The 14222-nt window shown below is 59.5% G+C and carries 11 protein-coding genes; 3 read left to right on the top strand and 8 right to left on the bottom strand.

All coding sequences use genetic code 11. The features are described 5' to 3' along the window. The first annotated feature begins 26 nt into the window (after nucleotides 1-26). Together QUE75_RS00450 and QUE75_RS00445 are read left to right on the top strand one after the other, a co-directional pair. Nucleotides 27-1565, top strand: a complete 1539-nt coding sequence (locus QUE75_RS00450) for a bifunctional 3-(3-hydroxy-phenyl)propionate/3-hydroxycinnamic acid hydroxylase (RefSeq protein WP_286252904.1) — start codon at nucleotides 27-29, stop codon at nucleotides 1563-1565. A gap of 123 nt (nucleotides 1566-1688) precedes the next feature. Then, the gene (locus QUE75_RS00445) at nucleotides 1689-2546 is read left to right on the top strand and encodes a fumarylacetoacetate hydrolase family protein (RefSeq protein WP_286252902.1); all 858 of its coding nucleotides are present in this window, start codon (nucleotides 1689-1691) and stop codon (nucleotides 2544-2546) included. A gap of 27 nt (nucleotides 2547-2573) precedes the next feature. Here the strand turns inward: QUE75_RS00445 and QUE75_RS00440 are convergent, their stop codons facing one another. The 7 genes from QUE75_RS00440 to QUE75_RS00410 all read right to left on the bottom strand — a co-directional run bounded on the left by QUE75_RS00440 (nucleotide 2574) and on the right by QUE75_RS00410 (nucleotide 12571). Next, nucleotides 2574-4568, bottom strand: coding sequence for an acetoacetate--CoA ligase (locus QUE75_RS00440; RefSeq protein ID WP_286252899.1), 1995 nt, complete (start codon nucleotides 4566-4568; stop codon nucleotides 2574-2576). Between the two features lie 16 nt (nucleotides 4569-4584). Further along, a complete protein-coding gene (locus QUE75_RS00435) occupies nucleotides 4585-5364 on the bottom strand; it encodes a 3-hydroxybutyrate dehydrogenase (protein WP_286252896.1) in 780 nt (259 codons plus the stop codon). Nucleotides 5365-5421: 57 nt separating this feature from the next. After that, nucleotides 5422-6792, bottom strand: a complete 1371-nt coding sequence (locus QUE75_RS00430) for a TRAP transporter large permease (RefSeq protein ID WP_106694539.1) — start codon at nucleotides 6790-6792, stop codon at nucleotides 5422-5424. Between the two features lie 15 nt (nucleotides 6793-6807). After that, nucleotides 6808-7422, bottom strand: a complete 615-nt coding sequence (locus tag QUE75_RS00425; protein WP_208622815.1) for a TRAP transporter small permease subunit — start codon at nucleotides 7420-7422, stop codon at nucleotides 6808-6810. 76 nt (nucleotides 7423-7498) lie between these two features. Further along, nucleotides 7499-8584 (bottom strand): TRAP transporter substrate-binding protein, encoded by a 1086-nt coding sequence (locus QUE75_RS00420; protein ID WP_286252891.1) that lies wholly within the window; start codon nucleotides 8582-8584, stop codon nucleotides 7499-7501. A gap of 321 nt (nucleotides 8585-8905) precedes the next feature. Next, complete coding sequence (locus QUE75_RS00415; RefSeq protein WP_286252890.1) at nucleotides 8906-10318, bottom strand: sigma-54 interaction domain-containing protein; 1413 nt, start codon at nucleotides 10316-10318, stop codon at nucleotides 8906-8908. 144 nt (nucleotides 10319-10462) lie between these two features. Then, nucleotides 10463-12571, bottom strand: coding sequence for a 3-hydroxybutyrate oligomer hydrolase family protein (locus QUE75_RS00410; protein WP_286252888.1), 2109 nt, complete (start codon nucleotides 12569-12571; stop codon nucleotides 10463-10465). A 315-nt stretch (nucleotides 12572-12886) separates the two neighbouring features. Between QUE75_RS00410 and QUE75_RS00405 the strand changes: the two genes are divergently transcribed. Beyond that, on the top strand, nucleotides 12887-13807 hold the full coding sequence (locus QUE75_RS00405; RefSeq protein WP_286252886.1) for an alpha/beta hydrolase: 921 nt from the start codon (nucleotides 12887-12889) through the stop codon (nucleotides 13805-13807). On the opposite strand, the gene QUE75_RS00400 is transcribed toward QUE75_RS00405, so the two are convergent. Further along, nucleotides 13784-14143 (bottom strand): DUF6164 family protein, encoded by a 360-nt coding sequence (locus QUE75_RS00400; RefSeq protein WP_061331364.1) that lies wholly within the window; start codon nucleotides 14141-14143, stop codon nucleotides 13784-13786. The genes QUE75_RS00405 and QUE75_RS00400 overlap by 24 nt on opposite strands. Nucleotides 14144-14222: the final 79 nt, after the last annotated feature.

Here is a 14222-nt window from a genome sequence, read left to right as displayed (position 1 = left end):
AAAAAATATCCGAACAGGTAACAACTATGAACAAGCATGCAAAGTTCGATGCTGAAGTGGGCATCATAGGTTTTGGTCCTTCAGGTGTGGCCGCCGCTAACTTCTTGGGGGCTCGCGGCATCAACGTACTCGCTATTGAGCGTGAGCCCGATATTTATTCGAGAGCTCGGGCAGTCACCGTCAACGACTGGACGATGCGTTTGTTCCAAGAGATGGGTCTATCGGATGAGCTCAAAGAAAACATGGATGTGACGCACTCGTTGCGCTGGATCACTTACGATGGCCAAGAACTCATGTCTATGCGCTTCCCTTCGGGCCAGCTCGGACACGCGACTTCCTACGCAATCTACCAGCCAGAAATGGAGAAAACCCTCCGCGATGGGGCCAACCGGTTCGAGGGCGTCAACGTTGAGTACGGTTACGAATTCCAGAGCATGGAGCAAGATGACACCGGGGTCACGCTCACCATCAAAGATCTAGACACTGGCGCAACTGAAACCCGACGGGTGCAGTACCTTCTCGCGTGTGATGGCGGCTCAAGCGCCACGCGTGAGGGCCTTGGTATCAAGCTGGTTGGCGATACCTTGCCAACTCGCTGGGTTGTTATTGATACCAAAGTAAAGCGTTGGTGGCCTAACCGGCACATCCTGACGTTCTGGTCTGACAGTACACGCCCCGTGGCCGACATTGCGTTGAGCATGGGCAATCATCGCTGGGAGCTCCCCCTCAACGCTGATGAAACCGATGATAACTTCCGCACCCCAGAGCAAGTCTGGGCCTTACTGAAATCCCTGGGGGTAACCGAGGATGATGTCGAAATTCACGGTCATGCGTTTTACAACCACCATGTCCGGCATGCCGAACGTTGGCGTGAAGGCCGTGTTTTCCTCCTTGGCGATGCTGCACACCTGATGCCACCATGGGCCGGCTCAGGCATGCAGAGCGGCATAAGGGATGCCCAAAATATCAGCTGGAAGCTGGCAGAAGTTCTTAGTGGCCATTTACCGGACTCCGTTCTCGACTCATATGAAATAGAGCGGGCACCAGATGTTGAGCGATATACCAAAATTTCTGTAGGACTAGGCCAGATTATCAAGCGGGAACTGAGCGACGCACAAATACAGGCCATCATGGCTGCGGAAAGGGAGGAATCAGACACTCCACCACTGCTTCGTCCACCCGTGCTCAGCCAAGGATGGATCCAGAAGCAAAAGCAAAGCAACGATATCGTCGGAAAGTTGATGCCCCAGCCCCGCGCAGCCTCCTGTGATGGCAAGTTCGGCCTGCTTGATGACATGTTAGGCAGGGGTATTGTTTTGCTGGGAGTCGGTATTGACCCCAAAAGCGAACTCTCCAACGAGCAAGTCCAAAGCTGGAGCGCTTTGGGTGCTCGCTTCGTGACACTTCGTCCAGCCGACCAAAAAGCAGAAAGCCGAGACGACCTTATCGACATTGATGGCTCGCTCATAGAATGGATCACCAGTCATGGCGTCAATGTCGTTGCCATCCGCCACGATAAGTTTGTCGTGGCAGCAAGTGGCAATCTGGACGTCCCCAACAAATAACTGCAGCCCTGCCTGGTGATCAGCAGGTAGGGCCCCCCCAATTCAGCCGGCCTTGTATCTCACCGGCTCTCCTGGTTTGGCTACAAGGCTATGAACCAATAAAAATGATCAAGGATATGGTATATGCGATTGTGCTCATTCAGTGTCGATAACTATGTGTCATACGGGCTTGTCGAGGGCACAGGCATCATTGATCTACGACGACATTTTGCCGATTCTACTTTACGAGACTTCATCAGCTCCGGCATTGGGCGGGCGCAAGCGCTCGCAGGCTCGAAAGCGAACTTCTCTTTAAGTCAGGTAGTGCTTGATCCTGTCATTCCCAACCCGGATAAAATCTTCTGTGTAGGCTTGAATTATCACGACCACATAGCAGAAACGGGTCGAGACGAAACCTCCAACCCAGTGCTCTTTTCCCGGTTTTCGGGCAGTCAGGTTGGTCATGAGCAGCCGTTGGTAAAGCCGCTGGAGTCAGACCAGTTTGACTATGAGGGTGAATTGGCGGTGGTCATTGGCAAGGAGTGTCGACGGGTGCCAGAGTCGCAGGCTCTGGAGATGGTGGCCGGATACTCTTGCTACAACGATGGATCCGTACGGGATTGGCAACTACATACGCACCAGTTCTTGCCGGGAAAAACATTTGCCCACACCGGAAGTTTTGGCCCCTGTTTAGTCACCACCGATGAAATTCCGGACCCGGCTCAGCTCGTACTAGAAACTCGGCTGAACGGCAAAGTGATGCAGCGTGCCTCCACCGCCCTTCTGATTGCGTCTGTTCAGCGCTTGATTACTTATTGCTCAACCATTCTTCGCTTACTGCCTGGCGACGTGATTGTTACCGGGACACCCGGAGGAGTGGGTGGCAAGCGAAACCCGCCGGTCTTCCTGAAAGAAGGTGATATCTGTGAAATAGAAATTTCCGGGATTGGCGTACTGCGCAATCCCGTAGTATCCGAAAAGCCCGTGGGAACCGCTGGTTAGTTCTTTGCGGGGCAGCGCCTGAGCTCTTCAGCTCCCGCGCGCTGCCAGGCCGAGAGAAACGAGCTTTTCCTGAATCCGGTCCAGCGCTTCCGGGTTACCCAGGGCATCCCGGTTATCGGCTTTTTGGGAGCCATTGACCAGCCGGGCCACCGCGAGTTCCACCTTTTTGCCACTGCGGGTGTAGGGAATGTCTGGCACTTCCACGATGTGTTTGGGTACGTGCCGGGGGCTGGCGCCTTCGCGGATTCGGGTTTTCAGGGTTTTGATCAGGTCGTCGGTGACGGTCTGGCCGTCGGCCGGGACTACGAACAGGACCACTTCCACGTCGCCGTCGATCTGGCGGCCGACTACGAGGCTGTCTTTGACCTCGCTGATGGTCTCCACCTGGCGGTAGATTTCCGCGGTGCCGATTCGGACGCCGCCGGGGTTGAGGGTGGCGTCGGAGCGGCCGTAGATGATGGCGCCGCCGTGTTCGGTGAATTCGATGAAGTCGCCGTGGGCCCAGACGCCGGGGAAGGTGTTGAAGTAGGTGTCTTTGTAGCGTTCGCCGTCCGGGTCCTGCCAGAAGCTGACGGGCATGGAGGGCAGCGGTTGGCGGCAAACGAGTTCGCCCCGGCCTTCGCTGACCGGCTGGCCGTCATCGCCGTAGGCGACGGCGTCCACGCCCAGGAAGCGGCACTGGATTTCGCCTCTTCGCACCGGCAGCAGTGGCGTTGATCCCACAAAGCAGCCGCAGATGTCGGTGCCGCCGGCGATGGAGCCGAGCAGTACGTTGGGAGCGCCATCACTGTAGACCCAGTCGTAGTCTTCCGGCAGCAGTGGGGAGCCGGTGGAGAAAACCACGCGCAGGTGGCTCTGGTCCAGGGTTTTGGCCGGTTGCAGTTCGGCTTTGCGGCAGCCGGCGATGAAGCGGGCGCTGGTGCCGTAGTGGGTCACCCGCTCTTTGGCCACGGTTTCCCACAGGAAATTAAGGCTCGGGTAACCCGGGGAACCGTCGACGGTAATGACGGCGGCGCCGGTCATCAGGGCGGAGGCCTGCCAGTTCCACATCATCCAGCCGCAGGTGGTGAAGTAGAGGAAGCGGTCGTCCGGACCCACGTCGCCGTGCAGCATAAGCTCTTTGGCGTGGTTGACCAACAGGCCGGCGGTGCCGTGAACGATGCACTTGGGTTTGCCGGTGGTGCCGGAGGAATAGAGGATGTAAACCGGGTGGTCCGGGTCCACTGGGGTGAATGAGGGGGCCTGGCCTTCGCCCGCCTTCAGGGCGTCGTCCCAGGTGGTGACCATCCCCCCTGGAATCGGGGCTTCGTCTGGCAGTTGCGCAACGCTGACCACCACTTTCAGGGACGGCAGGCCAGCGATCAATTCGGCAAAGTCATCCTGGCGGGCAAACACCTTTCCGCCATAACCGTAGCCATTCACCACGATCAACGCTGAGGGTTCGATCTGGCCGAAGCGGTCGTTGATGGCGCCGATGCCGAAGTCCGGGGAGGCGGAGCTCCAGATGGCACCGAGACTGGTCGCTGCAAGCATGCCGACCAAGGCTTCGTAGCCGTTGGTGACCACGCCGGCCACTCGGTCACCTTTCTGGATACCTTTGCTGCGCAGGAAGGCTTCGAGGGCGCCGGCGTCGGCTTTCAGTTCGGCGTAGGTCTTGCGCATTACCGGGCGGGTTTCGCAGTAGGCCACCACGGCTTCTTTATCAGCATGATCGCCGTCCGCCAGCCGCAGCAGGTTGGCGGCAAAATTCAGCTTCATGCCGGGGAACCATTCAGCGCCGGGCATCTCACGGCGGCCCAACACCCGCTTGCCGGGGGTGTCGCAGACCAGGCCACAATAATCCCAGATCTTCTGCCAGAAGGTATCCAGCTCGGTGATCGACCACTGGTGCAGGGCGTGGTAATCGGCAAACGGGCCAAAGCCCTGTTGCTCAAGCCAGGCCTGAAACCGGCCCATTCGGGAACCGGTGAGGGTTTCCTGGCTCGGGGTCCAGACAACCGGTGAATGTTCTGTGTTGCTCATCCGTCTCTCCAGAAAATTACTGCATATGCCAGCCGTGGCTGACCACGATCGACTGGCCAGTGAGGGCGGCGGACGGGAAGGCCGCCAGGTGCACCGCCAGCTCTGATACGTCTTCGAGGGTGGTGAACTTGCCGTCCACCGTGTTCTTGAGCATCACCTTGCTGATCACTTCTTCCTCGGAAATGCCCAGCTCTTTGGCCTGCTCTGGGATCTGCTTGTCCACCAGCGGGGTGCGTACAAAGCCGGGGCAGATGATATTGCTGCGCACCCCATGCTCGGCACCTTCTTTCGCCACCGCCCGGCACAGGCCCAGCATGCCGTGCTTGGCGGCTACATAGGGCGCTTTCAGCGGCGAGGCTTCCACCGAGTGTACCGAGCCCATATACAGCATAGTACCCCCACCTTGGGTGTACATCTGGCGCAGGGCGGCGCGGGTCACCAGGAAGGCGCCGTCCAGATGCACGTTCATCACCTTGCTCCAGTCGGCAAAGGCCAGTTTATGCACCGGGTCAATGTGTTGGATGCCGGCGTTGGCCAGGGCCACATCGAGCCGGCCCCATTGCTCGATGATAGTAGCAACCCCCTGGTCCACCGCCTGCTCATCGGTGACATCCATGGCCAGGCCCATGGCCGTGCCGCCCGCCTGCTCGATGGCCGCGACGGTGTCGGCGGCACTTTCCAGTGTCAGGTCCGCGACCGCCACCCGGGCGCCTTCGCGGGCGTAATGCTCAGCAATGGCCCGGCCAATGCCCCGGCCAGCGCCGGTGATGAGTGCAACTTGGTTGTGAAGACGCATCACACTGTCTCCTTGTTGATGATCGGTTTGTTATTGGTCTTGTACAGGGCGGTCATATCAACGACCTCCGTAGACTTCGTTGGGCAGCCAGGTGGCCAGGGGTTCGAACCAGAAAACCAACGCCAGTCCGAGCACCTGCAGGGCAATAAACGGCAGCACCCCCAGGTAGATATGGCGTGTGGTGATCCCCGGTGGGCAAACACCCTTGATGTAAAACAGGGAGAAACCAACCGGCGGGGTCAGGAACGAGGTCTGCAGACAGATGGCGAACATCACCGCAAACCACACCGGCTCCACGCCGAGGGAGAACACCACAGGGGCCACCAGGGGCAGGATGATCAGGGTGATTTCCACCCAGTCCAGGAAGAACCCCAGCAGGAAGGTAATGAACAGCACGGTGATCAGAATGCCAGTGGTACCGAACGGCAAACCGGTAATGGCATCGCGAATCACATCATCGCCGCCCAGGCCGCGAAGGACGGCGGCAAATACCGTGGCGCCGATAAAGATGCCGAAGATAAAGGCCGTGGTGCGGCTGGTCTGGTACAGGGATTCCCGCAGTACCTTGACGTTAAGACGCCGGCTCAGAAGCGCCATCAGCAGGGCACCGAACGCCCCCACGGCCGAGGCCTCGGTGGTGGTGGCAATGCCAAAGAAAATGGAACCCAGCACCGCGATGATCAGTGCCATCGGCGGCACCACCGCCAGGAATACATCCAGAAGCGCCCTGAGATCCAGCGGCTCCCGGTTTTTTGGCGCCGGGGCCAGGTCCTTTTTGATGAAGGAGGCAATCAGGATGTACAGGATATACATGGCGCCGAGCATCAGGCCCGGAATCAGCGCCCCCATGAACAGCTTACCGACAGACGCATCGGACGTGCCCAAACGATCCGCCATCAACACCAGCATGATGCTGGGGGGCACCAGAATACCCAGGGTGCCCACGGAACACGCCGTACCCACCGCCAGGGATTTGTTGTACTGGGCCTGCATCATCGGCCCCAGGGACAACATGCCCAACAACACCACCGAAGCCCCGACAATACCGGTAGAAGCCGCCAGCAGCACACCGACAATCACCACGGTAATGGCATAGCCACCGCGCAGCGGGCCGAGTACCCGCACCAGGCTGTGCATCAGCCTCTCGGCAATGCCGGAGCGGTCGAGCATGATGCCCATGAAGATAAACAACGGTAGCGCCACCATCAGTTCATTGGCCACCACCCCATACAATCGGGCATCCAGGACGCCGATGGTGCCGTTCCAGGTGAACCAGAGGTCGGCATCAAAATGTTCAATCAGAAAGTTCGCCAGTACGGCAAACACCAGCCCTATGCCCGCCAATGACCAGGCCACTGGAAAACCCAGCAGCAACAGCACCATGAAGGCGGCGAACATGGCAATAACCAGAAGTGTTTCCAAGCCCATGATTCTTGTGCCTCGTTACGGATGCGGGTGTTCGCCGTTGCCATCACCTTCGGGCGTGGCAATCTCGCGGGGAAATCGGAACAGCAGCGTGCAGCAACGCAGGGCCCGGGAAGCCAGGGCAATACCCACCAGGGTCATGCCGATGGGCAGCACGCTCTTGAAGATGAAGCGATAGGGCAGGCCGCTGGGGGCCTGGGAACGCTCGTTGTACACATAAGAGCTGTAGGCGTAGGGAATCAGGGTTTCCACCATCAGGTAGACGATGGGCAGCGCCAGTAACAAGATGGCCGCCAGCTCTATTCTCGCCTGCCATTTCAGGGAAAACCGTTCCCGCAACACGTCCACCCGAACGTGATCGTCTTTCACCACCGCAAAGCCCAGCGTGAGCATCATGGCGGCACCGAAGAAGTGCCAGGACAATTCCTCAAGCCAGATCGATCCGGCATTGAGAATGAAACGGCTGAACACGTTGGCCAGCACCACCACCAGCACGGCAATCCATAGCCAGGAACTGAGCTTGCCAACGCCAGCCACAAACCGGTCCAGCCACCAGGACAACCGGTTGTAGGGCAGGCCAGACCCCGCCTGAGCAGGCACGGGCGCCTTGGGGGATTCGTGCTCGTGAGTCACAATCACCTCGACATAATCAGGGAAAATTCGGGGTGGATGCCGGCAACGCCGGCATCCACAGGTTCAGGACTCGGTATCAGTCGTACTGATAGAAGTCCCGGGGCAGGTAGCCCTTGGAGTGCCAGATGGAGTGGTGTTCCATAAACTCACGCTGGCTGGTCAGAACGCGACGGAACATTTCGTCTCCGGCTGCGATCTCGTCCAGTACTTCGTTGGTGACTTTCTGCAGCTCACGCAGTACCGGCTCCGGCAGAGTCTGGGCGTTTACGCCTTCCTTCTCGTAATCCCGCAGGGCGGTGGGCTGGGCCCATTCACTTTCGGCGAAGCCTTTCAGGGTTGCCGATTCGCAGCCCATTTCGATCACGGCGCGGGTTTCAGGCTTGAGCTTGTTCCAGACGTCCTTGTTCACCAGCAGGTGAGAAGTGGTCAGAGTCTGGTGCCAACCCGGCATGATGTAGTTCTTGATGATCTGGTCCAGGCCCAGCATCTTGTCAATGGCCGGCTGGGAGAACTCGGTGGCATCAATGGTTCCGCGCTCCAAGGCTTGGTACAGCTCGCCACCCGGAATCATGGTGACTGAGGCACCCAACTTTTCCAGGACCTTGCCGCCAATGCCGGCGAAGCGGATTCTCAGGCCGTCGATGTCATCCAGGCTTTCGATCGGCTTGGCGAACCAGCCGGCTCCCTCGGGGCCGATGATGGAACACAGCATGGGATGGATGTTGCGTTTGGCGTAGATTTCTTCAAGTAACTCGCGGCCCTCACCCTGGTAATACCAGGCCAGGTAGGCAGGGGGTTCCATGTTGAAGGGGGCGCCAGAGTACAACGGCAACGCGGGAATAGTACCCTGATCGTAACCCACCCAGGTGTAACCGGCGGGGTACTTGCCTGTGCTGACGGATTCCATGATTTCAAACGGGGGTACCAGCTCGCCCGGCTCATAGTAACGAAGCTGGATATTGCCGCCAGAAACCGCTTTCAGGTTCTCAGTCAGGTGTTTGACCGGGGTAGTCAGGCCTATCAGATGCGACGGGAATGCCAGGGGCACCTGCCAACGGACTCGTTCCGATGCCAGGGCATCGCTGCTGATCAGGCTGCCGGAAATCACAGCCGCAGCGGTAATACCATAGGTAAGACGCGAGAGCTTTTGCTTGATCGACATGAAATGGATCCTTCTTGTTGTTGTCATCCACCTTTCGGTCTTGGTGCCGAAAGGCTGGTCTGAGTTGAATCAGACAACGCACGAAACCGCGACTGACCGGTTCGGGTCCAACGAATGTGCGCCAGTGTTGTTTTCGAGCGTTGTTCTGACGTCCTGCATTCAGGCTGTAGCAGACACCGTGCCATCCAAACAAAGTCTTTATTTATCAATTAATTATGATTTTTCCCCATATTCCAGAAACATCGGAGCGTCTGGCTGACCGGACACTTCAAGACCTTGGCCGGAGTGAAGTGTCCTAAAAACAGGACATATGTCTTGGATTCAGGACAGCTTCGCCAGTTTTTCATAGAAAACCGACCGGGAAATGCCCAGCAGACGGGCGGCCTTGGTACGGTTACCCCGGCAGGCCAGCAGCGCCTGCTCGATGGCCTGGGCCTCCGCCTCGGCCAGGGTCTGGGCGAGCGGCCGCACCGGCCTGGGCGCCATGGCCGGCAAAGTGCGCTGGCTCGCCCTCGGCAATACCTTGAAGATGGCATCGGCATCCAGCAGGTCGCCATCCTCACTCATGGTCAACGCCCGCTCCAGCACGTTGCGCAATTCCCGGATATTGCCCGGCCAGTCATAGCTGCCAAGAGCCGCCACCCCGGCATCGGTAATTTCCCCCCGCAGCCCCTGGCCCTCGCAGATTTCACCCAGCAGCGCCTCGCACAGCACCCCGAGATCCGCCAAGCGGTCCCGTAGCGGCGGTATGTTGATTTCCAGCACGTTCAGGCGGTAATAGAGGTCTGACCGAAAACTGCCCTCAGCAATCATCGATTCCAGATTCCGGCTGGTTGCCGCGATGACCCGCACATCCACATTGGCCACCTTGTTTGAACCCAGGGGTTCGATTTCCCCCTCCTGGAGGGCCCGCAGCAGTTTCGCCTGCAACGGCAGCGGCATGTCGCCCACTTCGTCCAGGAACAGGGTGCCCCCGTTGGCCAGTTGAAACTTGCCATCACGGGTACGCCGGTCAGCTCCGGTATAGGCACCCGGCGCCACACCAAAAAACTCCGCTTCCAGCAGATTTTCCGGAATGGCCGCCACGTTCACCCCAACGAAGGGTTTGTCGGCCCGGGGCGATACCGCGTGGATCGCCTGGGCCAGAACCTCCTTGCCGGTACCGGTTTCTCCCAGCAGCAGCACTGGCATGTCCCGGCCAGCGGCCAGACGGGCACGCCGTTTGACTTCCAGGGCAGCGGGACTGCCACCAACAAAGTCCCCAAGGCTGTAACGGGTGCCCCGGGCCTTCTTCGCCAGCGCCTTGCGGGCGGCGGCGAGATCACGGTGCAGGCGACGGTATTTTGATACCAGTGGCGTCAGCGGTTGCAGGTCATCATAAAGGACGAAGGCAACCGCCCCCTCGATCTCACCCTGCTGGTCGTAATAGGGCAGCCGGGTAACCACCAACTGCTGCTGGTTGTGTTCCATGATGTCCAACAGCAGGGGTTTGCCGGTTTCCACCACCTCCGGCATTCGGGTTTGGGGTATCACCTGGCGCACCGGTTTGCCGATTGCCTGGGCCGGGTCGCCAAGGCCCAGCAGGTGGGAATAGCTGCTGTTAATCCAGGTAATCCGGGTATGCCGGTCCACGGCAATGGCACCGGCACTGGCTTCCTCAAACATGGGAAACAGCGCTTCTATCAGGTCTCTTGTCAGACCACTCTTGTTTTTATCGGTAAACAGCTCGGTCATGTACCGCGTACTCACGGGCCGGAATTGGTTCATGGGGCAACCCTGGGCGTCCGGATTTCCGGACGCAGTCACGGAAGTATAGAAAGCCCCCAGTCCGGGGGCAAATCGAAATATCCTGTCTTTCAGAAACCGACCAAACTCGCCCTACTCCGGTATTCGAAGCTGGCTTCCGGTATGGATAATCCGGTCGGCGTCCGCCGGTACCGGCAGCACTGGCGGGAGGTTGGCTTCCGTCAGCGGATTCGCCAGGTCGCCCCTCGGAACGGCCCGAACCACCTGGCTTGGCGGTAATGGCTGGCCTTCGGTGAGATGGGCCCACATCAAATCCAGCGCCTGGAAGTAGTAATGGTGAAGGGGGACATAACGATCTCCGACACCGGGAAATCCGTTGAGCACATCAAGGTGGTGGGCGTTGAGGATTTCGTAATAGCGCAGTCCGCTGCCGCTGCCTTCCACCTGCCGGTTGAGCCCCACATAGGGCCGTGAGGTGTGGTTGATGGGCAATATTGCATCGGCGCGCCCGGTCACAAACACCGCAGGTTTACCCCGAAGGTTTCCGGTTGCCCGCACCTCAGCAATCCCCGAGGCGACCGCATCCGCCAGCGCCGCTGCATCACCGGTCAGCTCGGCACCGGTTTCCGGGTGCGTGCCTTGCGCAAGGGCACGCAGGCACAACAGGGCATCCAGGCCGTAGTCCGGCAGGCTGGAGCTGGGAGACACACTGGCGGCAAGGTTGGTGGGCTGCCCTTCCGCCTGATCGTACACAATGTTGACACCGGCTGATGGGGGTATGCCATTACTGGCCGAGAACAGTGCCGCCTCCGCCGCCGGAGCCAGGGGTATGACAGCCCCGCTACCGTCAGTGGCGGCCAGGCTGAGGTCGCAGAGGCGATCTTCCACACCGCTGCGGCTGTAGGCATTGGCGTAGGTCATGGAAATGCTCTGGGCGACGGCCAGTCCGAAATGCAGCGGCGCCAGCAGGTTCTGTTCTGGCTGAATGGCAAATTCCTCATTGAGGATCCGCAGGGCATCGGTTGCCTGGTCATCCACCGTGGCGCCGGACACCAGGCCTTTGTTGGCCAGTGATTGGCAGATGTTCTGGCCAATGGCCGGAGGATTGAATGCACCGTTCAACGGTGCCAGGTCGCGAATGGCCGGGGCCTGATTGGCACACCCCTGATAAACCGCCAGGGCAGTGGTGTAATCCAGCAGGCTGCGACTGTGTTCGGTGATCTCGGGCCCCTCTCCCTGACGAATGCTGAAGCTGCGATCCACTACCGGATTGACGTTGGGTTCAGACACCGCAACTCCGTCGATCAGCCCCTGCTGATCCTGCTCTGCTGCCTGTATCGAGGCACCGCCGCCATTGGAAACACTGGAGGCAATGACCAGGGTATTGTCCGGCTTAATGGTTTTCAGTCGCTTTCCGTTCGGCAGCAGGCGCCCAAACTTTTTGTTCAGTACGTAGAAGCCAAACTCAACGGACTGCAGTACATGCCGGCCCCAGTCCGCCTCCGGATTGGCCCGGGAATGGGCATGCTTCCAGGCGAATCGGTCCGGCCACTGGGCGTTGAAGTCGCCGCGCTGGGTGTCGGTGAGCGGTGCCCGAAACAGCACTGGCACATCCTGATCGGTCAGGTCGCCATCGAGGGTCTGGGCCTGATTGTTCGCCAGGTTGTGGGCACCGGTGCCGGTGCCTTTATCGGTGTACACCACGGCACACTGCTTCTTTAACCCCCATTCACCGGCCGTACCGATTGCACCATAGACTCCGCGGGAACCGGACGAAGGCGCGGTTACCATACAGGGCGCATCAACGTTGAAGCTAGCCGGCACCTGCACCATCACGGTCAACGGCACCGGGCTACTGGGCACGGACATCAGCGCCAGGAATTCCTCACCGGGCACCTGGCCATCACCTGCCACCCCCACGTGTGGGCCGAACAGCTCACCGTAGCCGCCACCCGGGGCGGTATCTACCAACGCCCGGTAATTGTTGTAAATAGCCAGTCGGCGACGCTCTCGGGCTGTCGGGTTGAGGGGGTCGGCGAACGCCGGAGCGGTGGCAGACGCCAATCCATCTGCCCCCAGGCCTGCGGTCAGAAGATCGTCGGTAATGCCATCGTAATCGTGCTGAAGAACGTCGCCCTGGATGAAGTCGGGCAACTGATTGAAGGCGGGGTTGCGGTCGTTGCAGGCAGTCAGCAACAACCCGCTGGCCCCGATCAGGGCACAGAGTGTTATGGGTTTCATGATCGTTCCTTGTTTGTTGTTTTTGAAATCACCTCATAAGAGGCGAAAGTGCCCTTGCGGATCCTGTGCCAACAACCCAACCATCTGTTTTTATTGATTTAATTTCAAATAACACAGATTCAACAGGTGAAAGCTTCCGGATTTCCGGACATGCACAGGCTCAAATCACCTTCGATCCCCGGCAGTGCGGCCTTTTCAGAAGTGTCCGGCTTTTCAGACAGCGTCCTGCGATCCGGACACATGCCCCCATCGACATCCATCTTCAGCGGCAGCTCGTATCATCGCGTTAATTGGCAAGCCTTAAGGAGGCAGGGAGTGATCGTTCGTAATGTCAGGTATATCAGTGCCATCATGGCCATGTCCGCCCTGTTCCTGACAGGTTGCGCCAGCCACCAGCCAACGCCATCACACTCCGTTACCCTGCCGGAAACCGGGTTCACCGTTCATTCCTCACTCCGATATTCACCGGATACCTGGCCAGAGCCGCTGTACGCCGATCTCTACGTGCCTGAGCGCACTGATCCTGCCCCGGTAGTTCTGATGGTTCATGGTGGTGGTTGGGAGCGTCGCTCCCGAAGCGATATGACCTGGGTGGCGGAGTCCCTGGCCAGCCAGGGATTCGCCGTGCTCAACGTGGATTACCGGTTCGCCCCGGATTTCACGTTTCCGGCACAGCTGCACGACCTGCAGATCGCCCGCCACTGGCTGAACCGGAATGCCGGCCGCTATGGCCTGGACACCTCCCGGGTCACTGGCTTCGGCTTCTCCTCGGGCGCTCACCTGGTGGCCCTGCTGGCCACCGTGGCCAGCACCGACAGTGACCTGAACAGGCCCCATGGCGGCCCGGAAACAGCTCTAAAGGCTGCGGTGGCCGGCGGGCTTCCAGCGGACTTGCCCGCCTTTGGCTCTGGCCGGCTATTGCGTCAGCTTCTGGGGGCTGAATTGGAAGAACAACCCGATCGTTACCAACGGGCGTCTCCGGTTACCCATGTGAGTGCAGCAACGCCGCCGTTTTTCCTGTTTCACGGCACCATGGATATGTTGGTTCCGTTCAGTCAGGCCGAGCGTTTTGCCGAGGCCCTGGATGCCCAGGGGGTGTATCACGAGATCTACCGGATGCGCCTGCGGGGCCATGTCACCAGCTTTCTGACCGCCGGCAATGCGGTCGATCAGGCGGCCCGGTTCCTGGCTCGCCAGGGCGCCGGGCCGCAATCAGCCCAGGCGAATGAACGGTAACAGGCTCAACCCGAGAATAACGGCAATGGCGATGAGTGCCGCCAGGAAGGTGACCGGCCGGCGTCGAAACTGATACCAGAGCCCGGTTTCACCACGCTGGCAACGGGCCAGGTAGTCTTCGCGCTGGGCTTGCAGGCGGCGGGCCTGGTAGTCATCCAACAGCGCCCGGGCGCGCTCCGCCTCGTCATCGTCATGCACCCAGAAACCGCCCATGCTGATGCCCCAGCGGCTGGGTGGTGTTTCGTAATAGCGCACCTCATGCTCTTCGAACAGGGCGCGGATATCGTCGGCCTCGTCGTCGGGTACGTTACGCAGGTTCATCAGGTGGTGGGGCATAGGGCGTTCCGGCTGGCTTAACGGGCGTTGTTGGCTATATCCTAGCAGGAAAGCATAACCGACCGAATGCAACAGGATT

This window comes from Marinobacter shengliensis, from assembly GCF_030297115.1.
Taxonomy (GTDB): domain Bacteria; phylum Pseudomonadota; class Gammaproteobacteria; order Pseudomonadales; family Oleiphilaceae; genus Marinobacter; species Marinobacter shengliensis.
Note: the sequence above shows the minus strand (reverse complement) of the source record. Positions and strands in the feature narration are given on the sequence as shown.

Excerpts from the sequence above, each read along its gene's own strand:
- QUE75_RS00420 (WP_286252891.1), bottom strand. The coding sequence starts at position 8,584 with ATGTCGATCAAGCAAAAGCTCTCGCGTCTTACCTATGGTATTACCGCT.
- QUE75_RS00450 (WP_286252904.1), top strand. The coding sequence starts at position 27 with ATGAACAAGCATGCAAAGTTCGATGCTGAAGTGGGCATCATAGGTTTT.
- QUE75_RS00430 (WP_106694539.1), bottom strand. The coding sequence starts at position 6,792 with ATGGGCTTGGAAACACTTCTGGTTATTGCCATGTTCGCCGCCTTCATG.
- QUE75_RS00440 (WP_286252899.1), bottom strand. The coding sequence starts at position 4,568 with ATGAGCAACACAGAACATTCACCGGTTGTCTGGACCCCGAGCCAGGAA.
- QUE75_RS00410 (WP_286252888.1), bottom strand. The coding sequence starts at position 12,571 with ATGAAACCCATAACACTCTGTGCCCTGATCGGGGCCAGCGGGTTGTTG.
- QUE75_RS00435 (WP_286252896.1), bottom strand. The coding sequence starts at position 5,364 with ATGCGTCTTCACAACCAAGTTGCACTCATCACCGGCGCTGGCCGGGGC.
- QUE75_RS00400 (WP_061331364.1), bottom strand. The coding sequence starts at position 14,143 with ATGCCCCACCACCTGATGAACCTGCGTAACGTACCCGACGACGAGGCC.
- QUE75_RS00445 (WP_286252902.1), top strand. The coding sequence starts at position 1,689 with ATGCGATTGTGCTCATTCAGTGTCGATAACTATGTGTCATACGGGCTT.
- QUE75_RS00415 (WP_286252890.1), bottom strand. The coding sequence starts at position 10,318 with ATGACCGAGCTGTTTACCGATAAAAACAAGAGTGGTCTGACAAGAGAC.